Genomic DNA, 25,549 nt, shown 5'->3' on the forward strand with positions numbered 1-25,549 from the left:
AATCACCCCTTTCGCTCCGGCATAGTCAGCGTACAGTTCACTTCATTGCCCCATACATCCCAGCCGGGTGTCTTTTGTCTTGCAAACAGTTCCACTCTGGGCTGATCGCCCATGAGTTTTACGATCTTATCCCGCACCTCGTCCGGTTTCTTGCTGTGCTGCTCAATATGGGAGATCACAAACTGGTGGATTCCCGCACACTGGCGTTTCGGTCGGCCTTTGGTTGCCAGCAGGCAGACCTCCGCGTTTGAGCGGGTCCAAAAGCCCATGCCATAAAACCAGCTATCCGCTTTCCGGTTCTGTTTGAGCCATAGAAAAGCCAGCGTTTTATATTTGAATCCCCAGGCATCGATCACCCGGAAGGCTTCATTGAGCTGCGGGAAGGTCGCCCACAGAAAAAGGGCGCTGTCTTTTGCGGCAAGCTCCGATACCGGCAGGGCACAGATTTCTTCAATGCTCATTGTGGGGTAATGGTTTTCCGCAACGCCGCTTCCATGTTTCCGGTCATAACGCCAGGGCGGATCGGCATAGATAATGCCGTACTGTTTCGTTTCCGGCATTAGCGGGCCTGCTCATTCTTAGATGGGGCAGGTTTGGTCGGCTGTTCTTTGACCTTACCGGCATTTTCCTTCAATGCACCGGTCAGGGAAGGCTTTTCCGCAGCTCCCTTTGTTGCTTCAAGAGTCGCCTGCAAATTTTCAATAGCCTGCCCGTACCCATCGATCAGGGCGTCGTTAAGCTGCTTGCGGAACTCTGCCGTAACCGGCCAGCAGACATCTTTCCAGTTGCCTCCCTTATCCTGGGTTGCGGGCATATTGACATACAGCCCCTTTTCACTGGAACAGATACGGAAGCCGTCGATCTTAAAGCATCCGCCAATCGTAACATTGGCAAACGCCAGCAGGTTTCCCATTGGAGCGATCGGACGCACGCGGACATCCAGCTTCATGCCGTTTGCCATTTCCGGCGTCTGTGTCTCCGGCGCCATTTTTTCTGTATTGGTTTTACTCATAAATAAAATCCTCCTTTTTAGAATTGGTTTTGTTCCTGCTATCTTGCATTAAATATGGATTTGGATAACGAACCTGTCTTAAACAGGGCAAAGGCCAGCAGTACCGTATAGCCCGCCGTTCCCCAGATCGCGCCGTGCACATCGCCGGACGATGGGATAGACTGGACCAGCACTGCATAAATGGCAACACAGATCAAGATCAAAAAACCCTGAAAGCCCAGGGCAAAAAGGGAACGTAGATACCCGGTTCCCATTTGTCCCCATTCCCGGTTTGCCATTGTGGAAAACGGGATCGGTGCAAGGCTCACGGTTAAATAAATCTCGATCATACGGCCATATACAATGACAAAGATCACGATGGACAGTACCCACATACACAGATTGATGATGTTGGTTTCCAGCCACAGTCCAATCAGTTCCCACATTCCCATTGCTTCAAGCTGGGTTTCCAGATCAGACAACGCCGCCTGCACATCCAGGTTCCCGTTTATGACACCGGCACTTTGCGACACCACATTTTGGGCCACATCAAAGACCGCCATCACAATCGTAAAACAGTTGGTGAGCAGGTAAGTGGCAACAAAAGTCTTGAAAATCCACTTGAAGATGTTGAATGTATCGAATTCGTGCATGTTGTTCTTTTCGAGAATCATCTGGATCAGTTCATACACCAGAACAAAGGTCAGGATCATGCCCGCAATGGGAATGACGACGGTTTCCGAAAGATTTTGGATCATGGAAAACACGCCGCCATTCCAGCCCTGCGGGGTCTGTCCTACCTGATTTGCCACATCCGCAACCTGGTTGTTGACGGAGTTGAAAATGCTGGTGTACTGTCCGGTAATCGCATCGATCAGGCCCTCTTTAATCCAGTCTGTTATCCATTCAAACAGACTGCCCATAAGTCAGCCCTTAACCGAACAGGCCGGAAAGCAGCGGGATCAGCGTTGCACCAACCAGAGCGATACCTCCGCCTGCCATAAGCTGCTTGATCCCCTGGGATTTTGCACCTGGGTTATCATTTCCGTAACCTTCGAGAAGGTTTACAACACCCCATGCGCCCAGACCTGCGCCCAGGGCGATCACAAGGATCTTCAAAGTATCAATCGCGCTTGCAAAAAATGCCATATAGTTCCTCCTTTAATTTCAGAAATTTTAATTTGTGATATGGTCGTATCAGACCAGAAACAAAAAAGCCGCCGCACTGTTTTTAGAAAAAAATCTGTTTCAAACAGCACGGCGACATGGGGCAGGAAAAATCCTGCGGTTATTTACTTTTCAGGGAGAATCACGAATCCTCAAAAAATCCTCCTTTCATCGTGACAAAAACAAAGCCTGCCGGGGCGTCATGCTTTGACAGGCAGGAACAATAAATGTAGGTTTTAGATTATGAAAAGGAGCGGCAGCACTTTTTGCTGTCGCCCCTTGATTCCCCACTAGCAAGGACAGGCGGGGCTGTCAACGGTGGACGCAGTCCGTTCATCTTGCCGTTGACTGGATTGCTCGGCTTTGCTATTTCTCAAAGACCGTAATAAATTTTGATTGCGTTAGCAATATAGTCTGCGCACCCTGCCCCATATTGTTTATCTGTAACCTCAGCTAACTTTTCATTAGATGAATATTCTTTTGCTAAATCAATCAAGATATTTCTTGCATTGTCAAGCATAAACATTGTTTTATAATTCTCTGCAAGCATTTCAACAGCGGAATGTGCCATATCCATATTTCCAGCTTCTTTTGCCGCCATAAATTGCTTATAGATTTTGGCATTTTCATCTTGCCCCTGCTTTATTTCTTCGACACTCCCGGTTGACTGCATGACCGCTTCCATTACCTTTTCTTTGCTACCATACCACTTCAATAGGTCTGCGGTAGCTCGCTCATTAGCAAAGCCGGAAATCAAATACTCTTTGTACTTTTCCATACTCCCGTATTTTTGCACCTGTTCATCAAGGCTTTCTTTCGACATACATGACAAAGTATGGTTTACCATTTTCTGTGCTTCTTCGTTGTTAAATACGCCAAAACTCATAGTATTAACTCCTTTCATTACATCTGTTATCAACTCAATAATTCCATTTAGTCGATTTCGTTTTTGCTCCAATAAAGACTTTTGAGCCAACAAAGCCCGTTCTTTATCATAATTAGGGTTATCCATGATTTTTTTGATGTCTATCAATGGAATTTCCAATTCTCTAAAGAACATAATTTCCTGCAATTTTTCCAATGCTTTATTGTCGTAAAGTCGATAACCAGCTTCCGTTAATTCCGTTGGCTTTAATAGACCGATTTCATCATAATATCTTAACGTCCTTATACTTACTCCGGTTATCTCGGATACGTCCTTTACAGTTCTCATCATTTCCTCCTTTCGATTCAATCGTAAACCGTTACGCAACGAGAGAGTCAATATTATTTTTAATATTATCACATTTTTTTTTAGCGGAATAGTGAGCTGCTATCTATCAACCTTTATGTTACTTTACAGCACATGAGCATTGCACCTGGGTTATCATTTCCGTAACCTTCGAGAAGGTTTACAACACCCCATGCGCCCAGACCTGCGCCCAGGGCGATCACAAGGATCTTCAAAGTATCAATCGCGCTTGCAAAAAATGCCATATAGTTCCTCCTTTAATTTCAGAAATTTTAATTTGTGATATGGTCGTATCAGACCAGAAACAAAAAAGCCGCCGCACTGTTTTTAGAAAAAAATCTGTTTCAAACAGCACGGCGGCATGGGGCAGGAAAAATCCTGCGGTTATTTACTTTTCAGGGAGAATCACGAATCCTCAAAAAATCCTCCTTTCATCGTGACAAAAACAAAGCCTGCCGGGGCATCATGCTTTGACAGGCAGGAACAACTCTATAAAGTCTGGGAAGCCAGATCTTCGGCTGTGACTTCATAATTGCGGTATCGTTCACCGGGACGCATCGGCATCCGGGTAGAAAGAAACTTTTCGATATTAAAAGCGTTCTTCTCATTAAAATCGGAAAGCAGTTTGTAATTTGGGTGTTTGGTTATATCATATTTCCGGGAGAGGAACGGCCGCACACCCCTGATCTGTAGCAGACATTTACCCCCGTCCATGACCGCCAGTTCATCCACCGACATCAGATCCTTTCCCAACTTTTGAAAATTTTGTCCGTGGGATTCCTGATTGCCCTTTGTGACACTGGTGTTATACAGGTCGATGGTCTCTTTCCCCAATAGGGAGTTCCAGCTTTTTAAGGTGGTTTCTTCTTTGCCTCCTAAGAAAAGAGAGGCGTCACAGTTACCGATGATGGTGTCCATGTTGTCTTTATACAGGGCTTTGAGCTGGCTTTGCGCCTGCAGCACCAGGCAGGCAGAGATCTCACGGCTTCGGATGGTCGCCATAAGACGCTCCAGATTCGGGATCTGCCCGATATTTGCCGCCTCGTCGATCAGGCAGCGCACATGGATGGGAAGCCTGCCCCCATACACATCATCCGCCCGCTCGCACAAGCGGTTAAACAAAATGGAATAGATCAGACTGATCAAAAATGCAAAGGTTCCGTCCGTATCACTCATAATAAGGAAAAGAGCAGTCCGTTCATCTCCCAGCATATCCAGATCCAGTTCGTCATACATGGTAATTTCCCTGACTTCTTTAATGTCAAAAGGAGCCAGTCTGGAAGCACAGGAAATAAGGATCGACTTCGCTGTTTTTCCGGCAGCGAGCTTATATTTCTTATATTGACGCAGGGCAAAATGATCCGGATCTTTCTGTTCCAGCGCGTCAAAGAGAAGGTCAACGGATACCGATAGGTAAGGCTCTGACTTTCGTCTCGGCCTTTTCCCCCGGCCCACACCGGACGGGCACCTTTCAGCGCATCCGGCGTACCCTCTTACTTTGTGAAGATTCCCCCATTCCAAAGGGGTCTCTTGCTCAACAAGCAAACGACATATTCACAATCAATCTCTTTGCAAGGAATCAATAAGTGCTTTTATTCTCCGTATCTTTCTGGGAAAAATGGAATAAAGCCGCTCCGGGGTACTGCTGTGCAGTATCGTATGTTCCATTTCTGAAAGCACACAGAGGTTTTCAAAATCATTTGTTCCGCCTTTGCTAAGTGGTTTGATATGGTGGCAGTGGTATTCGTCTACGGGGACAAAATTTCCCGACAGATAGCTGACACCTTTCATGGAACTGTATTTACTGATTCTGAACATGGCTAACCGGCTGTTTTTGATGTATTTTGAAGTGTTGACTAAGTAGCTGATATCCTTCATTGATACACCGGGATTGTGCTTCTTTTCGCCGTAGGCATAAGGATTTTTACGGATTACCTTGCCCTTTTCTGCAGCTATCAGTTTATTGTCCCAACTGGCCCATTGAATCTCAATGACCGGGAACTGATGGAAGCAGTAATAGCCACGCTTTCCCCATGAGCGGTATTCTCCGCCCTGAAAGTTATCCTTGTAAGCTTGGTCTTTTATGAATTTAACATCTCTGCTCATTGTGTGATAAAACAATTCTTTGATTCGCCAACCTATTTTTCTAAAGCTCAAACAAAACAGAGACATGCCTTTATAGTAGTTGTGGACTCCCACCACATAGGCATTCCATGCGTGTATTGTTTCAAATGACGGATTGCGCCTGATGTCATGTAGCAGTTCCCTGCATTTCTTAACAATCACGTCCTCTTTGCTTTTTGGAAGCTCATTTGTCACCATCAGCTTCCCCTTTTGCTGTGGGTTCTTCGTCTGCTTTTTATAGGCATAGAAGTCATATCCCAGATACTTCATCTTTTCCCGGGTAAGGTCATATATTTTTGTCTTATCCTCGTTGATTTCCAGCTTCATGTTCCGTGTCAGGTAATTCGTAACACTGTATTTGAATTTCACAGCGTCCTCATAATCCTTGCACAATACCAGAATGTCATCAGCATACCTCACATGAATCCCAACTTTTAGATTTGTGAGTGCGAGGTTGCGTCGCTTGTTCGCATAGTTGTGAAACTTTGCAACGCTTCTGTCATGCCAGCAATCCCCCTGGTCACGGAGCCATACATCAAATCGATGTAGATATACATTACTGATTAACGGCCCCAAAATCGAACCTTGTGGAGAGCCTTTCGGATTCTCCACTTTACAGGAATCCTCATAGTATCCCTTTTTAATGAAACGGTAGATATAGTTGAGGATTATCTGGTCTTTTATCCCGATATGCCACAGTTCCCGGTATGCTATATCCGGGTCTATGGTTCCGAAGAAATCTTTCATATCCACGGACAGGACATAGGGCATTGTCTGACATTGGCTTTTCACCTTTGCCAGCGCATTGTGAGTGCTGACCTGTTTCCGGAATCCGAATGAACTCTCTACAAATTTTGTTTCACAATAGGGTTCCACCACCAGTTGAATACATTTTTCAACCAGCTTATCCCAAATGGAGCAAATCCCAAGAGGCCGCTTCTTCCCATTGCTTTTCGGTATGTACGTTCTCCGTACATAATCCATTCTTTTGTTTGTCAGACGGTCTTTCACAATCTCCGCAAGTTCCTGAATAGAGTAGGGTTCCAGAGTTTTGATGTTTGTTTTATCCGGCCCCAGTGCCATTCTTCCCGGACTTTTGCTTAATTGACGCAGTGCAAGGGCTACGTTATCAGTGTCATAAACCATGACGTGGAGTGCCCGTAGGTCAATTCTGTTATTCTGGAAATCTTCAAACCGCTTTTCCATGTCCACAAAATAGATGTTATTGGTACTCAATTACTTTTCTTTGGTTCTTCATAGGTTGTCGCCTCATTTCCGTAACGAATAGTCTCTTGCGTCTAATCAGGCGAATCGGAAATATTGTTTTATTATTCAAAGCAAGACTAAGGCCCTTCGCTACCCCCTGTTTCTTGACAGGGTATCTACGCTACTATGGCCCCGCTGACTACCCGTTCATAACCTTTCTGGCCTTACCCTTTCAGTGCGGGCCGTCCCCGGCTATTCCTAAACGTCGGGCAGTTCGCCCTTATCAATATGACTGCCTTAATACTGCACTTAGGACTTCCTCTGCTCCGTAAACCTGGGTCTCCCCGATACGTTTTACACGTATTCTATGGCGGCCATAACGCCATCCCCCATAGTGACAAAACGAAATCACGTGAGGTAGATTTATTATTCCGTCCTCTCTGCACAGCAGAGCAGGATAGGGTTCATAACGAAGCTTTAGCAAATGCGGAATGTTGAATCCATATGCAGTGGAACCCGGGGTGTGCTGTCACCAGCAGTGTCCCCGCCTTCACCTATGCTTCGCGACTGCCTGTTACCAGACAGCCGGCAGGAGTATTAGTCGAGGTCGGATACATGGAATATTTGGCTTCCATGCCGCCTCCAGTCATATCAATTACCTACAAGAGTGTGCCGCTTTTCACCTCCTTAGCACCTCTTATCAGGTTTGCAGTGGTGTCACCCTACTACGGGAGTTTTACACTGCAATTAGGGTCGCACCATTTTTGAACGACTCATCATCCTCACGGACTTCCATTGCGTTCAGCATTTCTACCAGTGTGGCAAAATTCTGTTCATTTGCCGGGGCCTCATAGTAGATATATCCGATCAGTGCCGTATAGAGCAGGGTTTCTGCTTTGACCCAGAAATCGTCTCCGGCTTTTCCTTCGCCTTTGGTATTGGCGATCAGAGTCGTGACGATCTTCAGAATATCTTTCTCGGAATGAATGTAGGCGAATGGGTTAAAGTGCATACTTTTCTGGAAATTGATCGTATTGAATACCCGTATTTTATAGGGCTCATAGATGATCTTTCCTTTTTCATTACGCACAGGCTTTCCGTCCTTGTCCAGCTTTGGTATGCCTCGCTGCAACATCTTTCCGCATTCCACAAGGACTGTACCTTTCGGATCGGTGACGACGTAGGAACTGTGCATTTGCATCAGATTGGGCTTGATGAAAAAGCGCGTTTTTCCCGAACCTGATCCTCCGACTACCAGTACATTTTTATTTCTTGCATTGGCCGGATTTTTGGGCCTTCCATTTAACATCAGTCCTTCACTTTGGGTAAGAATGATATTGTTTTCCGGCTTTGGGTCCATAAACGGGGCAATATCGGCTTTATTTCCCCATCTTGCAGAACCATATTCCACATTTTTGCGGTATTTCTTAGCGTCTTTCCCTCTAAGATAGACTGCCAGCCGCATAATGGCTGCACCGCATAAACCGATCAGCCAGTCCATTGCCGCCCCCGGCCACATACTCTGAAACGCAAGGGAAAAGCCTTCGGACAGTCCTAACAGCTTTTGGGAAGCGTCTGCTCCGGGAGCCAGCCGCACCGCCTCGCCCAACTTGGCAAATACCAGAAGGAACAGAAGATAAGGCAGATGGAGAATGACCTGTTTTTTCAATGTTTCTGCATCGATCTTCATCGTTCCGGTCCTCCGTGTTCTTTGTTCTTTACACGGTCACGGCCAAGCGACTGCGCCAGTTCTTTGAACTTATGAAGCTGTGTAAGCAGCGACGGTCTGGTGCTGCGTGTAAGGTCTTTCTTCGTATATTCCTTAAAAGCTGCCGTCAGTGCATCCGCCTGGTTTGCCTTGAAATATACCGTCCATTTTGGGGGATCGGTCCCAAGTTCCTTTTCTATATGGTAGCGTACCTGATGTTTCCTGGCATACCGTTCAAAAGAGCGGATTCGCCCTGAAACTTCAATGGTATTGGCTCCGGGGTCTTTATAAGTCAGCCGCTTCATACTGTTGCGTCCGACTTTTGGCATTGTGCGTTCCTGTTCCATCTTTTGGAGTACCGCAGCAATAGCCGCACGCAGTACCCGCCCTGACAGTTTTGCTGCCTGTATGGAGACGGAAACCGTTCGTTGTTCGAGATCTTCCTGCAAGAGCATCCTCCTTTCTGATAAAATCGATATTTATAATATGGAAATAATTTTTTACCGGCTTTCCCCAAGAACCTGCTGTCGGGAAGCGTGTTCAAAGGCTTTTGCTGCCTGCTCGACCTGAATTTTAGCATGTTTCAAAAGCGTCTTGATGATCGTAGCCGGGCGCTCCTGTTCCTCCAGATGATCGACCATCCCTTTGCACTCATCCGGGAGGTATTCCGCCATATCTTTCAACACATCGGAAAAGTTACCCATAAAGCCCCAGCAGCTATCCGACAGCTCCCCGTTTTTATAAAGCTCAAACCCATAACATTCGCCACGCAGATAGGAATCATAAGCGGCGACTTCACTGCGCATCAGTGCGTCCGCTTTCTGCCGGATGGCGCCGGTCATCTTGTCAGCGTCAAATTCCTTTAGGGCATCTTCTTTGGAAACATAGATCCAGCCAACCTGTCCGCTGTCCCATTCTGCATGAGGAGCCCTGCCTGAGAAACTTTCTGTACTCATGGCAAGACCTGAGTGGTCGTAGAGATAGAGGGGGAGCATCAGATACTTTTCCGAAATTACTTTCTGCATTGCTTCATCGATCGCCCGTTCCTCTGTCTTTGGTCCATGCCGGAAACGGCTGCTTACAATGTTTACCATCCGTTCATAGCGTTTCATGCCGGCTTCATCATGTCCTACGGTATCTAAATACATTTCCCGCAGGAAGTCGTCTTTGTCCATATAGTTGTGATGGTCGCCCAGCGCATAGCGGGGATGGAAGCATACCATCGTCCCAAAATGTTCATCTACCTCACGGGGAGAGATCAGAATATCGTCCGGCTGCACCATAAGGGCATAAGGTTCATTTACTGCCATTAACATAATTGGCTCCTTTCTTTCTACAAATCCGGGCCGGAATGGTGCATCATCGGTTTTTCCCGGTGTTCATTGGTTGCAGGCTGCTTGACTGCAATGATCTCGCCGGCAATCCTTGCAAATTTTTCAGGGTACTTGAACTGCTCCCCGTATTTCTCCATCAAGTCCGGGGAAAGGTCTGTAAAATCTTCCTCACCAAGACCAACGATCAGAAAATTCCCGGACACAATATCATAGATGTGGCCGTCATCGTCAAAGAGAGCCCGGTTCAGAGGCAGCCCCATCAGCTTGCCTTCTTCATTACAGATCAGAGCCACCGGGTCCTCATACGGATAGACCGCTTGAATATCTCCGCCCACTGCCGCCTGCAAGGATTTCAGACCACTTTCAATCTCCGCAGCATAAGGGGACTTGCCCGGCTCTACCATTAACACTTTCATAATTGTATATCCTCCTTCTTTTTCATTGCCGTACCGGGAGCGGCTGGCGTTTTTTCCTGAGTTTTTGCCACAGAGAGCTTCCCCAGGACGGAAGGCTTCTCCCGGTTTTCGGGTGTAAAAATACCGCCCTCCGAAACCTCGGCGGCGGCATGTTCCGTTTTGGCCTGTTCCAGTCCTTCAACCGTATAGCCAGGTAAAAGAGTACCGTGGACCATAAAATGGTGCTCATATTCTTTCGGGATTGGCGGGGAAATTTCCGTGAATAAATGGGAATAGGCTTTCTTTCGCCCGTCCAGGTATTTTATGGCTGCATTCTTATCTGTATATCGTTTCTGGTTTTGTCCGGCAATCTTTGCTCCATATCCCTGCTTTGGGGAATGAATACGGACTTCCCACGTCACATACCAGGCAACCGGAACACTTTGTTTGGTTTCCCGGTCATATTTCGTATCTTCCCAAATACTGCAGGTCATCTGATAGACCCGGTTGCTGATTTTCTGATCCGCCCTCCAGTTATCGGTGTCTTTCCACTGGTTGCCGGTATGCTCGATCTCCGGTGTACGAAGATATTCCAAAGCCCGGTTGATCGTCTGTGTTGCCGCTGCCTGCTGTTCCCATTGTTTTGCGGCAGCCACCACGATTTCATAGGCTTTCTGCTCCCCGTCGATACTTCCCTGGCGCATGGCTTCCAGGCTATCTGTTCCCATTGTGATCAGAGTAGAAATATCCACATTTTCACAAACTACGCTGTGTTCAATTTTAAGCTCTGATCCCGGCGTCAAGTGGTCGCCATACCGGTAGGCATGATAATCTTTATTTTCTTCCAAAATGCTGTTCACCTCCTGCTATATTTCCGGCTCGTGGTTTTTTCTGGAAAACGTCTGTGCCGGTGATTTTTTATCTGCCGGCCTGTTTGCCGCAAGCTGATCCATCACGGAAGGACGGCCGACGCCGAACATGGATAGCTGCCCGTCCGCCGCCTCACGAAGTTCAGAAACAGAGAGGGGAAGCGTTACATCGGCATGGGTCAATAGCTGTTCCCGTTTCAAATCCTGAATGATCTCGTCAAAAACGGCGTTGATCGCACGGCGTTCTTCCCCCACAGGGAAGGCTTTCAATACCTCCATTTCTCCGTCTTTACCGGAAACCAGGGTAAGGGCACAGTCGGCATGGCCTGCCAGATAATCCGATGTATAGGGCAGTTTGTCCTTGATATAACAGGCAAAGGCTCTGGCTGTCATTTCCACATTGCTGTCCCAATAACCGCCGTCTTTTTCACATTCTTTCCCCATGCGTACCGAATTACGGTAAAAATCAGTTTCCGTCCGTCCAATCTGCGGAGCTTCCTGCGCCTGCATCCCGGAAAGCATACGCTCAAAAATTTCCAGCCGTTCCCGTTCACTTTTGGGAATTACCCGACCGGTAACATTCTTCTTAAATGCGCTGATCTGTTCCACAGAGCCGGGTTCGCCGGACAAAAATGCTTCCCGCAAGACTGCGTAGGTTTCCATCTGTTCCTCATTGCCATACCGTTTCAGGGAGGCAAGAACCGAGGAATCCAGCCAGCTTGCCGCATTTTTCCGGGTGCGTTCTGTTTGTGCTTCCGTGCGCTTTGCTGCCTGTTCCGGTGTTTCAGGTTTATACTTCATGGTGTCAATGAGTTTTTGGAACGGCGCATAGAGGCGGGGCTGTTCTGACAGCATCCCTTTTGCGCCCATCTTTGTACCAAGATAATCGTCAAGTCCATGCCACCATTCATGTGCCAGCGAACCGGCCCCGTGCATTTTCGTAAGATTGATGACTGTACGCAAAGGTTCATAATGAGCCGCAGCATTGCCGCTGCCTCTTGCACCAAAAGCAATAGCAAGCGTTCCCTGATAAGCAATATCTTTATCGCTGATCTTAAGGGCTGACGCCAGATCCTTTAGTGCTTCAAATCCCATGTTAAGGGAGGTCTGACGGTCGTTCTGGTTCATCCAGTTTCCAAACTCGCCGCCGCGGAACCCAAATGTATCAAGATAATGCTGTCCGGTGATCTCCACACCATTCCGGTAATCCGGCCCGGTACGTTTGACATGGGCGAGCTGGGGAGGGACAAACCGGATCTTTCCGTTTTTGTTCCTGCCTTTGGCAAGTTCCTGCACCCATTTCAGGGCAGCTTCTTTGGTCTCAAAATTGGTCCGCAGGATCGAATAGCCTTTTGTCACATAGTAGGTACCGGGTTTCCAGTCCTCATTTTTAGAATAGGTATGTTTCCCGTCATTGAAGTGGATCGCATAACCTTTCGGTATTTTCTGCTCTTTGGAAACACAAAACTGTTCCTTTTTTGCTTTCTGAGTAAAGTTGCGCTCAAAATATTCAGCCGAGCGGATCAGCATGGTATTGGACAATTTGTTTGTAATCACGGGATTGTCCTGTCCCTTTTTCGTTGCCCGGTAATGGATTCCGCTTCCCCAGCCCTGTACCTTTTCTAAATATCCATTGTCAACGAAAAAGCGGTCATAGGCTCTCACAGCATCCTCCACAGTACGGACATCTGAAAGCACTGTCTGCAATTCCCGGACTGTTTTTATATATTCCTTTTGTCTCGCGGTCCGTTTTTCCTGGGTGTCATCCGTGCGGTAATACTGAGGGGAAGCGTTTAAGCCGTCCCTTGCTTTTTTAATAAAATAGACCACGCCAAGAGGAATCCCTTCCTCCATCATGGCTGCATAGTCCGGCTTTTTCCAGACATTATCCTTTTTCACAAATTTTTCGGCTTCGCGCTCATTCATGGCTTCCAGATCATCTGCATACAGCCCGCGGTCTTTCCACAGGTCTTTTTTCGCACCGCCAATCTTTTCGCCGAAATCTTCATGCACTCCTGCCAATCTTCATCACCTCCAGTCAGTGTAAAATTCTTATCGCTCCGGGGCAGGGCAGCGTTCTTCGTTTTTGTGAAGTTGTGGGAGGTTTCCTGTGAGCCGGTCGGTTTCCCTGCGGATCAGTTTGTCCAGAGCGCCTAAATCCTCCGGTGCAATGGCAAACTCCCGGTAATTTTCATACCACAGGCCCGTAGAGATTGCCGCGATGGGCGCAATTTTCTCCGAACCGGATGGAAGAAGGCGATACACAGGGACTTCGTCATAAAGAAGCATCTGCTTTGCCGTTCCCTGTGGTATGCGGTACTTATCCATATCCGGGTTCTGGGCTGTCTCCATATATTGCATATTCAGGCGTTCTTCTAAATCCTGGGGCATATAACGAAATGCCTGATCCATCCACTGTCTGAACATCGTGGAATAGTGGTACTGCCATTCCGTAACTTGATTCGGGGCATAAGAAAATCCCCAACTTTTCAGAGCATCTTTTTCGTAAAGCTCCATTTCAGTCCATTCTTTCAGGCTGACCGTAGCCGCTGAACCATCTTTGCGTTCGATATTGACGCCGCAGGGATAGAGGATATTTCTTTTTATATCCTGCCGCAGCGTGTCTAAATCCATCATCAGGACATCTCCGTACAAGTGACCGCCCTCTCTGCGATCCATATGAAACAGGAAAGCCCTCGCTCCGATGAACTCCGTTGTTAAGATCATTTGATGAAGATCCGCCGTAGAACAATAAGCAAACAAAGCGTCGGAAAGCCACATGTGATTTTTCCCCATGATGGCAATGGAATCAGCCCCGGTATTTGTCGCCAGAGAACGCATATTAAATTCGCATTCCCTAAGAAAATCTCCGGCAAAAATATGGATCTCATACGCAAAGACGGATAAGTCTGTATCGCGGATCAAATGAATCTGCGGTAGTGGTTCCTGATTCAATCAAATTCCTCCTTTCATGTGAACCTTACAATTACCGGCTTTCCTTATCATGGGAAGGTGCCGGCTGCTTTTTTGCCGGTTCCGTTTTTGCTGCCTGTTCCCGCATTGCTTCCAAAACAGAAGGGCGCCTTTCCGCAGTCTGTTCCAAACGGGCAAGGGTATTAAGTGCCCATTCCGCATTACGGTTAATGGAGAATATAAGGGCGCCCTCCACTTTGAAAGCACCTTTGAACACTCTGGCAACCTTTCCATTTTCTTTTGCGTCTGTCTCCACAGGTTTTCCTTGAATGGTACGGCCCATATTTTTGAGATGCCGCCCCATTTCGTGGTATTCCGTACTGAAAGCGTCAATTCTGGCAACAGCCCTGTTGCTGGCCTGCATACTTTTTTCTGCTGCATTTTGAATGGATTCCAACGCTGGTCTGACATGTAAAAACTGTGTGATCCCATTCAAAGCGACAGCACCGCGTTCCCTGAAATCGGCAAGGATATTCCTGCACCCGTTTATGATCTGGCCTTTGAGTTCGGAAAGACGGTGACGCATAACGGAAATATTCGTCTCCATAGCTTTACAGCTCTTTTGGAGAGCATCTTTCAGGGAATGGTTCTGTAACCCCTGCATTTCCTGACGCACCGCCTTTAGTTCCTCGGTTGCCTCCGAAAGACGCTGCTCCATCCCGGTCACATGCTCGATCAACTTGGCAAATTCTTCATATCCCGGTGTATTGTTGTCTTTTAGGAGAGCAAGCAGCTCTTTGACCTGCTCATTTTCCGCAATCGGCTGGCTATCTGTCTCCGCCATTTAATCAATCCCTCCCATCTGCCGGTAGCTGACCTCCGGTAATCTTGCCGACAATCTCCGGACCGGTTTCATAAATCTGCATGAGGCGTTTTGCTGTGCCGCAGGGCTGTGCAGCTCCGCTGGTCCAAAGACGCACTGTAGATGGGGCAACATTCATCAAAAGCGCAAAGCCCTTTTCGTTCATGTCCAGCTTTTTCATCAGCGATTTAACCATATCGGGGCCGTAGTCTGGACACCGGGAAGCCTCGGCAATCATCTGCAAAGCGGTATTTTCAATTTTTTTCATTTTCAAATCCTCCTGTTATTTGTTTGCCAGCCTTATGCCGGGGCAAAGTTGATCTGGTTGTGTTTCATCCTTTTGGCAAAGTCCGGCAGCGAATAATTTACCCCGTCAATTTTTGCATGGGTATCATCCAGACGATGGCAAACAGCAAAATGCCTGTCTCCGTTTCCATAGAACAGGCAGAGTAAACCATTGTCAGGAATGGAAAACAGCGTTTTTCCGGCGCTGTCTGTAAAGCAGATCTGTTGAGATCCATTCATGTTGAAATCCTCCCTAAATTGAAACAGCCGCCTCTTTTGGGCGGCGTTGGTGCTGGCTGGTTTGCAGTTGTTCCCGAACCTGCAACAATTTTTCATTGTAATCTTTTCCCATCCGGGGAGGGTTGACACTTACCCGGATATGACGGAAACGTTTATCCTCGTAGAGCATGGTCTTTATTTTCCGGGCATTGACAAATCCGGCAAGGTCGTGGTCCATATAAAGGGTAACACGCCGGATCTCCGGGTGGCGTTCCAGGAAAGAAGTCAGCGCCACATGGGAAGTACCTCCCAAAGACAAGCGATAACCATTCCATTTCCATCCCTCCAGCTCTTGAAGTGTTGCATGGGAAAGCGCATCAATAGGAGCTTCAAAAACTGCCACATGCCGGCTGCCCGGACTTTGCGGGGGATAACAAAAGTTATATCCTTTGTCGCTGCCATAGACATCCTTTTTGAGATTGCCACTGATACTGCGCATACAGGCGAACTTCGCTTTCCCGGAATCATCTTTCCCTACAAACACACAAACCGGTTCTCCATGATACCGGGCTTCGTAAAAAATCCCGGCTTGTAAACACTGGCGAATGACTTCTGAGCTGATCCCCCGTTTCTGCAAATAGGAGACCGCAGCGGTCGCGCAACGTCTGGCCCAGGGGAGAGAGAATGCTTTCTTTTCCGGTTCTTTTGATACCTGTATTTCTGCCGTACTTCGGTAAGCCGGTGTATGTCGGATTTCGCCACCTACCAGAGCATGAACCGCATCCACAAGACCATATCCCCGAATCTGGATCAGGTAGTCCAGCGCATTGATACTCCGTCCGCGGCTGTTCCAGTACCAGTACCTTTTCCCGGTCACATATACCAGACTGTCATGCTCCTTATGCCGGAAATTAGGTCCATCCCGTTTCAGCACGCCGGGTTCATGGAATTGCAGGTAAGTAAACAAGTCAGCTTCCCGCGCTGCCTGAATCTGTTCTTTGGTTACGCCGGGCATAGTACCAGCACAGTGTTTCTTTTCATTGTGCTTTGCCTCCTTTCTGTGATGAAATGAAAAAAGACACCCAAAGGTGTCTAACAGCCGTACAGGTCGTGATTGACCTCGGCACGGTAATAGCTGTCCATTGTAGCCGGGGCATTATACAGCGCCGCCAACAGGTAGGCTTTGATGTTTCCGACCTTCGTAGTGTTCTTGTCGATACAGTCAAAGACATACTCTAAGTGGCCGGAATTGATCTTCAGGAACCGACTCTTGACGATCTCCCTCGGAAAATCATCTCCGGCAATGCGAATGTAAGGGCGTTTCGACAAAATCACTTCAAGCATAAGTTCAAGGGCTTCGTCCAGACGTTCCCTGCCATACCGTAAGACCAGTAAGTCATATTCGATATTTTCTTTGATGATTTCACGATAGGCTTCTATCAGCTCTATCCGATCCATCCCATCCGTGCGGCTTGCCGCTTCCGGCTCTGCCGGATAGATTGATGGATAAGTTATTGATTTATCTTTTTTTGATTTTTTTGTTTTTAATGGATTAGTATTTAATTGTACCGGATTTGCCTGTTCAGGTTCCGCCTGTTTAGGTTTTGCCTGTTCAGGTTTTACCTGTCTTGGATTTTCCCGTTTAGGTGAAAGCCCTGTGTTTTCGGTGCTTACAGGCTGCTCATGGATCGTATATTCAATGTCTCCCAACTGCCCGTTATCATAGCGGAGACGCTGTCTGGTGAGATAACCATGCCGCTCCAGTTCCTTCAGGGCAGTAGTGATAGAATCCACACCGTCCTTGCAGATATGGGCGAGTCCCTTCGTGGTATAATCCCAATCTTCCGGCAGCGACAACATAAGTGATAAAAGCCCCTTTGCCTTTAAGGACAACTCCGTATTGCGCAGATGGTGATTGCTCATTATCGTAAAGTCCTTTGTTTTCTCTACACGGAATACTGCCATTGTATCGCCTCCTTTCTTCGACTATTCCGTTACAAGGCATGATCCCTGTGGTCATAATGGAGATGACCGCCAGAGACCTTCGCATGGTTTTTCAGTTTCACTTCGCCCCGTTCCTGGCTCTCTAAAAATTTCTGATAGCCGGCATCTGTAAGGAACAAGCGCATCTTATCGCCTTTGTCGCCAACAGAGGAATCGTAAGACAATACATCAAAAACGATCATGTGCCTTACCTCCGGGTCAAAGCGTTCAAGTGCCATGATGTCATGCCCCTTCAATTTTTCTGCACCTGATTGCTGTCTGGCCTCGGCGATCTTTTCTCCAATCGTCCGGGCTGGATAGGGCAGACGGTAATTCTTCTGAATATCTTTTACCAAGTCCATGCACTCTGCATTTGACAGAACACGAAGTTTTGCCATAAGACCTTCTGCCGCCTCCCGCTGTTCGGAATTATTTGAATACCGCACGGTCATATAAAGTTCATTCAGGATCTTTGTCTGATAATCGCCCTCCACCTGAAAGAGCAGCTTTTTTTCCATTTCGTTTAATTCCATGGGGATCTCCTTTCTCTTGAAAATAGGTATGAAAAAAGGGCGCCCACCTTAAAAGTGAAACGCCCACGGCAATCAGCGGTCAGACATAAAGCCGGACCGCTGGCACTATTAAATTTTGTCGTTAATAAAACAGCCTCCTTTTTTCTTTATAGTTTTCGTCAATTTTCAGCTTGGAAAAGGAATTGAATAAAAGACGACAAACGCTCAAACCCCTTGAAAATAAAGGCTTTTTCTGTTTGTCGTTATTATACCGTAACGGCATTCCCACGCTTCGTTACTCGTGGAAATGGGTTTTACGCCATTAGCGATTGCGGAACGGTTAGGGCATGAGAAAATCGAAACAACATTAAATACCTATTCACATTTATATCCCAATAAGCAGGGGGAACTTGCAGATAAATTGGAGATTGAGAACAGCAGGGAGGAAGAAGAATGAGTGGAGTGCATAAATACCCAACAATCAGCTTTCGCATTTCCCCCAGAGAGAGGGAAGAAATCGAAGCAAAGATTTTAGCAAGCGGACTTTCTAAGAAAGATTATTTTGTCCGTTCCTGCATTTATAACCGGGTGTGCGTGGTTGGTAAAAAAGAACTGATTTATCAGTTGGTAGAGGAACTAAAGATAATGCAGACAAATATCCGGGAAGTGACAGAACAGTTTGAAAAGACAGAGATTGATTTAACGCCGGAGGGATTGGAAGATATGCGGAATGACTGTCTTGATATGCTGAAAGCTATCCTGTGGGTGTTGGACGGAGCAAAATATCTGTGGCAGGGAAGCACCAACGGAGAAGAAAAAAGCCCCGACAGCGGCAACTGTTAGGGCTGTGATAACTGGAAAACCTCTGTTATCAACAATCACAATATCAGTATAGCAGAGGTTTCTTCCAGTGGCAACGATTTTTCAGAAATGGAGGGCATTATGGAAGAAACAAAAATCGAATTACAGTTGATTAAATTGTCGGAGATACAGTCGCAGGAAGTTTCTTGGCTGTGGTTTCCATTTATCCCCTATGGCAAGCTGACAATTATTCAAGGCGACCCGGGCGACGGAAAGACAACATTTATTCTGAATATAGCGGCGAAACTGTCTAAGGGAGAAAATTTAGACAGTGGAATGAATTTTACAGAGCCTTTGAATGTAATCTATCAGAGTGCGGAGGACGGTCTTGCCGATACGGTAAAGCCCCGTTTAGAACAGGCAGGGGCAGACTGTGAGAAAATCTCTGTCATTGACGAAAGGATAAAATCCCTTTCTATGATAGATATACGGCTGGAAGAAGCTGTTATAAAGACAGGTGCAAAGCTGCTGATTTTAGACCCAATACAAGCCTATTTGGGCGGCGGTATGGATATGAACCGTGCGAATGAAGCAAGGGACATGACAAAGAAGTTGGCGGCATTGGCAGAGAAATACCAGTGTGCGATTGTCCTTGTCGGTCACATGAACAAGGCGGCAGGAAATAAGGCGGCGTATCGAGGAATGGGTTCGATAGATTTCTTCGCAGTCGCAAGAAGCGTTCTCTTAGTCGGCAGGGTTGAGGGAGAAGAAAATATAAGGGCTGTGGTGCAGATTAAAAACAACCTTGCTGCGTTCGGACACCCAAAAGCGTTTGCACTGTCGGAGGACGGTTTTGAGTGGCTAGGAGATTATGAGATTACCGCTGATGAAGTGTTAGGCGGCATTGCTCCAAAAGCAAATAAAATGGAACAGGCGAAGCGTCTGCTTAGGGAACTGGCAGAAACAAACAATGCCATGCAGAGCAATGAGATTTTCAATCTAGCGGACGAACAGGGCATATCAAAGCGGACACTGGAAAATGCGAAGAAAGAGTTAGGTGTCCGGGCAAAGCGGATAAACAATACATGGTATTGGGAACTGGATAAAATCAGTCTGTAACAGACAGACAAGGCAACAGCGCAACAATGCAGGGTATTAGAATTTTGCAGTCTTGGAATTGCGTTTTTGAAGATTGCAAGGTTGCAAAAATTATAGACATTGCAATGTTGCGCTGTTGGGAGAGAGCCAGAAAGCGGCGGTAACAAGGCGGCGAAAAGCCGCCCCGTCCGTAAGGACGGTATGCTGTCCAACGGACAGCTAGCCCCCGGCAGGGCGCAAAACCCGCTTGCGGGTTGCATTTTTGTTGGCGTAGCTGACAAAAGTGCTTTTGCGTTACTTTCGCAGAAAGTAACAAAGGCTGTGCGCCGTATCCGGCGCTCATTACCCGATAGGGAGAAAGGGAAATTTATTGAAGCGGACAATCAGCGTTATGACAGGGAAAGGCTCTGTCAACCACAACAGCAGAAAATTCCATGCAAAGAACACTGACCCGGAACGGAGTTGTCTGAATGTGGAATACTGCAATGAGAATATCAAAGATGTATACCATGAATTATTTGATGAAGCACTTGCCCGATACAATGAAAAGCAAACCAGAAGTGACCGCCGAATTGATGATTACTATGAGAAAATCTGTTCCGGCAAACAGGAAAAGCCGTTCCATGAGATTATTTTGCAGATAGGTAATAAGGAAGATATGGGGGCAAAGACAGAGGACGGACAGCTTGCGGCAAAAATACTTGATAAATATATGCAGGACTTCCAACAGCGCAATCCTACATTGAGAGTTTTCTCTGCTTATCTCCACATGGACGAAGCAACGCCACATCTGCATATAGATTTTATACCCTATACGACTGGAAGCAAGCGGGGACTTGATACAAGGGTATCATTAAAAAAGGCACTGGCAGAACTTGGTTTTAAAGGCGGTACAAGGAGTGAAACAGAGCGTAACCAGTGGGTAGCGGCAGAAAAGGAACGGCTTGCGGAGATTATGTTGCAACATGGTATTGAGTGGGAGAAAAAGGGAACACATGAGAAACATTTATCCGTTTTGGACTTTGAGAAAAAGGAACGTGCAAAAGAAGTTGCTGAACTGGAGCAGACAATTTCCGGCAGTAAAGAGGAATTATCCGATATTCTTCATCAGCAGATAACGGCAGGGCAGGAAACGGAGCAGATACGGAAAGAGAGCGAAGCAATCCGGCAGGAAGTATCAAAACTTTCCGCTACAAATCATCTTCTCAAAGAGCAGACGGAAACACTGACAGAAGATAAGGAAAAGTTGCTATCTGAAAATGAAAAGTTGGAAAAACAGCAGAAAAAGTTACAGCAGGAAATCAACAAAATGGTGCAGTCAAAAGAGGTTATGGAGCGCAACATTCACGCCTATGATGAAGATGTAAAATGGCAGTTGGCAGAGCCGGGGGCATTGATGAGCGCAAAGAATTATCGGGATAAAAAAGCACTTCCGCTTGTGGAGAAATTGAAAGAGGTCGTTAAAAATCTGACTATCAAATGCGTACAGCTTATGGAGCAAAGCAGGAAGCTGACTGCCAAAGTAGACGGGCAACAGAAACACATTAGCCGTTTGACGGATAAGGTTATGGAGCAGAACGATACCATAGACCGATTGCAGGAAAAAGTGTCTGATTTGGGGCGTTTGGAGCGTCATTTAGGCAGAGAGCAGGTGCAGTCGATAGTGGAACAGTCAAAGGCGTTAGAACAGGCAGAAAGGGCAATGAAACGCCCGAAACGTGCCTTTGAAATGAGCCGATAGGAAAGGGGATTGATAGGATATGACGGATATGGAGAAGAAAGTTATGATACGGCTGTGTGCTAAAATCGTAGCAGATACAGACCTTTACGAAACGGACAGGGAAGTGCAAAATCTGATAGACTGGGTATGCCTGTCAGAGCAGATAAAGGAAAACAATAATACAATCCGCAATCTGACCGGAGAATATAAAAAGATAGAGCCGGATTGCCATGAGGGAGTACGGGCGCAATTGGAGCGCATGAAAGAACTGTGCAAAGAGCGGAATAATCTGTATGAGAAGCAGAATGACTTGAAAGGGCAGAAGTGGAAGATTGAGAAGTCGTTGGAACGATAATATATGTAGGGTGTGGCGGTTGCTATGCCCTATATTTTTGTGGTAAATGGAGAGAGGGAGTGGTATAATCAAATCTGTAAATTTGGTTGAGGAGGTAAAAAAGTGAAACGCTGCATTGTAGTAACCGATATAGTCGCATAATAACTATCAGAATATGGAGGATTTCAAAATGACTATATCGGAGAACAAAATTTATCCCCGGACAGGTGATACCCAAACAGTTTATTTGAAAAACGTGATTACCAGTGACAGAATTAAAATTGGCGATTATACAATGTATAACGATTTTGTGCATGATCCATGGGAATTTGAAAAGAATAATGTATTATATCATTACCCGATTAATGGAGATCAGCTACAAATTGGCAAGTTCTGTTCTATCGCCTGTGGAGCAAAGTTTTTGTTTACCAGTGCAAATCATGCAATGTATTCACTTTCAACATATCCATTTCCAATATTTTTCGAGGAATGGGGATTAGACGTAAAAGAGATTACAAGCGCATGGGATAACAAGGGCGATATTGTAATTGGCAATGATGTTTGGATTGGCTTTGAAGCAGTTATTCTATCTGGTGTAACAATTGGTGATGGAGCGATTATTGGTACACGAGCAGTTGTTACAAAAGATGTACCGCCTTATACGATTGCTGGAGGTGTTCCTGCAAAACCAATACGAAAGCGGTTCTCGGACGATGTGATTTCTGAATTATTGAAACTTCAATGGTGGAAGTGGTCTGAAAACAGGATTAAGAAAAACATTGCGGCGATTCAATCTGGTAGAATTGGGGATTTGGAATAATTTGTAATATTATTGCGGAAATTTACTTTTCTACAATTTCTTGTCTGAAAGAAATGCAAATGATTTTTCCTTAGCAATGATTTGAACATGGTGCTAGCACCATGTAAGTTAAAACAGATAAGAGAAATGTAGTAATGTGGCAGTTTGCAGTATTAAGCGGATTGCCACATTTTTATGGAAAAATAAGCAGTTATGTGATAATATATAGGAGCAAAGATAAAAACACAACGCAAGGTAATCTTGTAGAACTGGTAGGTAGTCCAGTCGCACCATTTTGGTGTAAGTAGCCCTCCCTCCTTAGGGTCGTCCGTTCTTTGTTCAGTACAATTATTTTAAGGAGGAATTGTCATGGACAAAGTTTCAGGAAAGTTGACAGTATTTTTTGAGGAACCATTTTGGGTGGGAGTGTTTGAACGTGTATCAGATGGGAAGCTATCTGTGTGTAAGGTTACGTTTGGTGCAGAACCAAAGGACTATGAGATTTATGATTTTATTCTGAAAAATTACTATCGGCTACGATTTAGTCCGGCTGTGGCAACTGATGTAAAAGAAATAGGTCGCAATCCTAAACGGGTACAACGTGAAGTGCGGAAACAGGTACAGAATACCGGGATAGGAACAAAATCGCAACAGGCTTTGAAATTACAGCAGGAGCAGTTGAAAACTGAACGCAAGATAGTGAGTCGAAAACGGCGGGAAGTGGAGAAACAGCGGCAGTTTGAATTGAAACAGCAGAAAAGGAAAGAAAAGCATAGAGGCAGGTAATGGTATTGGAATAACTAATTTAAAGGAAGTAAAAGAATGGAGAAAAGAATACGAGATATAGTGAATAATGTCATTGAGAAGTGTATTGAACTAGAAAAGAGTGTTCTACTCGAAGATGGTAGCATAAAAGAAGAGTATCAAGAAACATTAGTAGATAGATATTTAGATATTTTAATGATGCTTGAAAAGGAAATATCAGTAGCTGATTTGGGGATTTGTATTGAGAATGAAAGTGATAAAGTAAAACGGTTCTATATTGCGTATTATCTATTAGATGAAAGAATGTTTAGACAGTTAAATAAAGAACTGGGAACCGTACCTGGGTGGAAAGCAGAAGCAAGGATACGGCTCTATATGATGTATTTAAAAGTCTTTAGAGAAGTACTGTTTCTATTGGCGAATGGTTACTCGGATTGTGCTTTGGCAAGGACGAGGACGTTATATGAATTGGGGGTATATATTAGTATTATAAATAAGAATACAGATGTTTTAGCCGAAAGATTTTGCAGACATTGTAATGTTCAAAGTTTGAAGATGGCAAAGGCAATTTCAACAGAGGAAAGAATGAATAAAATTGAAGAATTTATAGATCAGTTTAATTATGAAAAAGGATACAAAAAAGATAATGGATGGGCAAGGGTGTTGTTACCTCATATAAATGACAAAAGCAATATTCAATTTCGAGATTTGATTTCTTTGACGGATTATAATCAATATGAAAATATGTATAAAATGGCATGTAATTTTGTGCATGGAAGTTTGTTTTCTTCATTAGAAAGCTTGGATAGTGCCAAAGAACAGAGAGGAAAAACATTTTGGAATACTTCTCCGAGCGATGAAGGAATAGAAGAAGTTATACATTTTTTGAAAATATATATTGTTATGTTTGTTTCAGAATATACCCGAGGATTAAAGGATAAAACAATTTTTGAAAATATGTTGACGCTTTTTTTGCTTGGGAAAGAAATTCTTCAAGATGGCAATGAATAAAAGGTTACATGATTATAAATAGCATTGCTATATAATCAAACTTTATAAAGGGGAAAACTATGGAAGAAGATATTATCAGTGAACAAAATGAAGAACAAGAAGATACTAAAAAAAATAAATCAAAAGACCAAAGCGAATCTAAAAAAGCGATGAACGGGCTTCAGGGTGGTATAATTTGTGGATTGCTTTTAGGAATTGGAGCATGGGGAGTATACCATTACTATCAATATGCTATTTGTAAAATATTATTTTGGACTATCATTGTCCTAATGGTAATTTGTTTTGCTGCTGCTGTAAGCTGTTTTGTTGATTGGAAATCAGCGAAGAAAAGAGAAAAGTTAGAAGAAGAAGCAAAAAAAGAAGAAGAGGAATTTTCAGAAATAGATCCAAGTAAAAGGGCACTAAGGGCAGAGAAAATGTTTAAATTGAATCAAAAAGATTTAATGAGATATTATGATATGAATTTGTCTCAAACAAGGTTTCTTTCCGGGCTTGGAATTGTGATGATAATTTTGGGTATATTGATAGTAGTAGCTAGCTTAGTTTTATATGTATATTTGAATTCAGATAGGATTTTATTATTTGTAGGAAATATAAGTGGTATTATTGTTGATTTTGTAGGGGCAATTTTTATAAAAATGTATACACAAAATGTTGATGCAGCTGTAAGGTTTCATGCTAAATTTGCAGAGAGTAATAATCTTCTGCTTGCTAATTCAATTGCAAATAAAATAGAAAATGAAGAACTAAGGGAAGCAACCTTATCTGAAATTTCAAAGCAAATTGTGGCGTTGAAACAAAATAGTAATACATAGTAATGGCTCTATTTTGGCTCTAAAAATTTTGATTGGCACAAATACGAGAGCAATTTTTGAAGAATATGGATAATAAATGCTTGAAAAATGAGGGAAAAACAGTCAGTTCAAGCTATCCGCCGAGGAGTTCGAGTGATGAAACGGACTTGGAAAAGCCTTTATTTATGAGGGTTGCAAGCAAAATTGTTTAAGCGTTGGCAACGATTTGGCAACATTTCGGGTATTACTCACTGAATAACAGAATACTTCAATAACAGAAAAACCTTGCTGATTTTCAGAAATGAAGCTGAAAGTCGGCAAGGTTTTTTTGCGTATTTTATGAGAAAAATAGTAAGCGCTTAATTTTTAGGTATGATAGAAAAATCCCCGACTACTTTTCAGTAGTCGGAGCACCTTGACAATTCACA

Annotated in this window: 27 protein-coding genes and 3 pseudogenes; 9 read left to right on the plus strand and 21 right to left on the minus strand. The window is 45.0% G+C overall.

The genetic code is table 11. The annotated features are described in order from the left end of the window. Positions 1-2: 2 nt before the first annotated feature. From NSA57_RS14280 to NSA57_RS14380, 21 genes and pseudogenes are all read right to left on the minus strand, one after another. A complete protein-coding gene (locus tag NSA57_RS14280; protein ID WP_257465190.1) occupies positions 3-560 on the minus strand; it encodes an MT-A70 family methyltransferase in 558 nt (185 codons plus the stop codon). Next, on the minus strand, positions 560-1,012 hold the full coding sequence (locus tag NSA57_RS14285; RefSeq protein ID WP_064785871.1) for a SpoVG family protein: 453 nt from the start codon (positions 1,010-1,012) through the stop codon (positions 560-562). The genes NSA57_RS14280 and NSA57_RS14285 overlap by 1 nt, the downstream gene beginning before the upstream one ends. Before the next feature lie 38 nt (positions 1,013-1,050). Then, entirely contained in the window at positions 1,051-1,914 is an 864-nt protein-coding gene (locus tag NSA57_RS14290; RefSeq protein WP_005361084.1) for a VirB6/TrbL-like conjugal transfer protein, CD1112 family, read from the minus strand. Between the two features lie 10 nt (positions 1,915-1,924). Further along, on the minus strand, positions 1,925-2,140 hold the full coding sequence (locus tag NSA57_RS14295) for a Maff2 family mobile element protein (protein WP_005361081.1): 216 nt from the start codon (positions 2,138-2,140) through the stop codon (positions 1,925-1,927). Positions 2,141-2,531: 391 nt separating this feature from the next. Further along, the gene (locus NSA57_RS14300) at positions 2,532-3,371 is read right to left on the minus strand and encodes a MerR family transcriptional regulator (protein WP_227596730.1); all 840 of its coding nucleotides are present in this window, start codon (positions 3,369-3,371) and stop codon (positions 2,532-2,534) included. A gap of 113 nt (positions 3,372-3,484) precedes the next feature. Beyond that, positions 3,485-3,634, minus strand: coding sequence for a Maff2 family mobile element protein (locus NSA57_RS14305; RefSeq protein WP_435521501.1), 150 nt, complete (start codon positions 3,632-3,634; stop codon positions 3,485-3,487). 244 nt (positions 3,635-3,878) lie between these two features. Next, positions 3,879-4,793 (minus strand): annotated as a pseudogene (locus NSA57_RS14310) (VirD4-like conjugal transfer protein, CD1115 family); the annotation flags it as partial. Positions 4,794-4,949: 156 nt separating this feature from the next. Further along, positions 4,950-6,749: a reverse transcriptase domain-containing protein gene (locus tag NSA57_RS14315; protein WP_009256085.1), complete on the minus strand. Its 1,800-nt coding sequence runs from the start codon at positions 6,747-6,749 to the stop codon at positions 4,950-4,952. 715 nt (positions 6,750-7,464) lie between these two features. Then, positions 7,465-8,409: pseudogene (locus tag NSA57_RS14320) on the minus strand (type IV secretory system conjugative DNA transfer family protein); the annotation flags it as partial. Continuing rightward, positions 8,406-8,876 (minus strand): PcfB family protein, encoded by a 471-nt coding sequence (locus tag NSA57_RS14325; protein WP_029731785.1) that lies wholly within the window; start codon positions 8,874-8,876, stop codon positions 8,406-8,408. The pseudogene NSA57_RS14320 and the gene NSA57_RS14325, both read right to left, overlap by 4 nt. A gap of 51 nt (positions 8,877-8,927) precedes the next feature. Beyond that, positions 8,928-9,743, minus strand: coding sequence for a hypothetical protein (locus NSA57_RS14330; RefSeq protein ID WP_257465192.1), 816 nt, complete (start codon positions 9,741-9,743; stop codon positions 8,928-8,930). Positions 9,744-9,760: 17 nt separating this feature from the next. Continuing rightward, positions 9,761-10,177 carry a DUF3846 domain-containing protein gene (locus NSA57_RS14335; RefSeq protein WP_029731783.1) on the minus strand — a complete coding sequence of 139 codons (417 nt, stop codon included), beginning with the start codon at positions 10,175-10,177 and terminating at the stop codon, positions 9,761-9,763. Beyond that, entirely contained in the window at positions 10,174-11,004 is an 831-nt protein-coding gene (locus NSA57_RS14340; RefSeq protein ID WP_257465193.1) for a hypothetical protein, read from the minus strand. Before NSA57_RS14340 ends, NSA57_RS14335 begins: the two co-directional genes overlap by 4 nt. Positions 11,005-11,022: 18 nt before the next feature. After that, a complete protein-coding gene (locus tag NSA57_RS14345) occupies positions 11,023-12,951 on the minus strand; it encodes an LPD1 domain-containing protein (RefSeq protein ID WP_257465205.1) in 1,929 nt (642 codons plus the stop codon). 126 nt (positions 12,952-13,077) lie between these two features. Continuing rightward, positions 13,078-13,980, minus strand: coding sequence for a hypothetical protein (locus tag NSA57_RS14350; RefSeq protein ID WP_257465194.1), 903 nt, complete (start codon positions 13,978-13,980; stop codon positions 13,078-13,080). A 31-nt stretch (positions 13,981-14,011) separates the two neighbouring features. Further along, entirely contained in the window at positions 14,012-14,782 is a 771-nt protein-coding gene (locus NSA57_RS14355; protein ID WP_257465195.1) for a DUF6674 family protein, read from the minus strand. Between the two features lie 4 nt (positions 14,783-14,786). After that, positions 14,787-15,068 (minus strand): helix-turn-helix domain-containing protein, encoded by a 282-nt coding sequence (locus tag NSA57_RS14360; protein WP_257465196.1) that lies wholly within the window; start codon positions 15,066-15,068, stop codon positions 14,787-14,789. Positions 15,069-15,100: 32 nt separating this feature from the next. Further along, a complete protein-coding gene (locus NSA57_RS14365; RefSeq protein WP_257465197.1) occupies positions 15,101-15,325 on the minus strand; it encodes a hypothetical protein in 225 nt (74 codons plus the stop codon). 13 nt (positions 15,326-15,338) lie between these two features. After that, positions 15,339-16,319: a toprim domain-containing protein gene (locus NSA57_RS14370; RefSeq protein WP_257465198.1), complete on the minus strand. Its 981-nt coding sequence runs from the start codon at positions 16,317-16,319 to the stop codon at positions 15,339-15,341. A 77-nt stretch (positions 16,320-16,396) separates the two neighbouring features. Beyond that, complete coding sequence (locus NSA57_RS14375; protein ID WP_117658856.1) at positions 16,397-17,269, minus strand: DUF6017 domain-containing protein; 873 nt, start codon at positions 17,267-17,269, stop codon at positions 16,397-16,399. A 29-nt stretch (positions 17,270-17,298) separates the two neighbouring features. Then, entirely contained in the window at positions 17,299-17,820 is a 522-nt protein-coding gene (locus NSA57_RS14380; protein ID WP_257465199.1) for a DUF5720 family protein, read from the minus strand. Positions 17,821-18,076: 256 nt separating this feature from the next. On the opposite strand from NSA57_RS14380, the pseudogene NSA57_RS14385 reads away from it, so the two are divergent. From NSA57_RS14385 to NSA57_RS14425, 9 genes and pseudogenes are all read left to right on the plus strand, one after another. Then, a pseudogene (locus NSA57_RS14385) lies at positions 18,077-18,256 on the plus strand (tyrosine-type recombinase/integrase); the annotation flags it as partial. After that, positions 18,253-18,642 (plus strand): plasmid mobilization protein, encoded by a 390-nt coding sequence (locus tag NSA57_RS14390; RefSeq protein ID WP_257465200.1) that lies wholly within the window; start codon positions 18,253-18,255, stop codon positions 18,640-18,642. The pseudogene NSA57_RS14385 and the gene NSA57_RS14390, both read left to right, overlap by 4 nt. 99 nt (positions 18,643-18,741) lie before the next feature. Further along, positions 18,742-19,719, plus strand: coding sequence for an AAA family ATPase (locus NSA57_RS14395; protein ID WP_257465201.1), 978 nt, complete (start codon positions 18,742-18,744; stop codon positions 19,717-19,719). Positions 19,720-20,089: 370 nt separating this feature from the next. Next, entirely contained in the window at positions 20,090-21,439 is a 1,350-nt protein-coding gene (locus NSA57_RS14400) for a plasmid recombination protein (protein ID WP_257465206.1), read from the plus strand. Positions 21,440-21,458: 19 nt separating this feature from the next. Further along, positions 21,459-21,773, plus strand: a complete 315-nt coding sequence (locus NSA57_RS14405) for a hypothetical protein (protein ID WP_257465202.1) — start codon at positions 21,459-21,461, stop codon at positions 21,771-21,773. A 169-nt stretch (positions 21,774-21,942) separates the two neighbouring features. Continuing rightward, positions 21,943-22,572: a CatB-related O-acetyltransferase gene (locus NSA57_RS14410; RefSeq protein WP_016284345.1), complete on the plus strand. Its 630-nt coding sequence runs from the start codon at positions 21,943-21,945 to the stop codon at positions 22,570-22,572. Between the two features lie 348 nt (positions 22,573-22,920). Beyond that, positions 22,921-23,337 (plus strand): YjdF family protein, encoded by a 417-nt coding sequence (locus NSA57_RS14415; protein ID WP_016284346.1) that lies wholly within the window; start codon positions 22,921-22,923, stop codon positions 23,335-23,337. Between the two features lie 36 nt (positions 23,338-23,373). Continuing rightward, the gene (locus tag NSA57_RS14420; protein ID WP_016284347.1) at positions 23,374-24,327 is read left to right on the plus strand and encodes a DUF5677 domain-containing protein; all 954 of its coding nucleotides are present in this window, start codon (positions 23,374-23,376) and stop codon (positions 24,325-24,327) included. 59 nt (positions 24,328-24,386) lie between these two features. Next, on the plus strand, positions 24,387-25,142 hold the full coding sequence (locus NSA57_RS14425) for a TRADD-N-associated membrane domain-containing protein (RefSeq protein ID WP_016284348.1): 756 nt from the start codon (positions 24,387-24,389) through the stop codon (positions 25,140-25,142). Positions 25,143-25,549: the final 407 nt, after the last annotated feature.

This window comes from Blautia caecimuris (assembly GCF_024622975.1).
GTDB classification, from domain to species: Bacteria; Bacillota; Clostridia; order Lachnospirales; family Lachnospiraceae; genus Blautia_A; species Blautia_A caecimuris.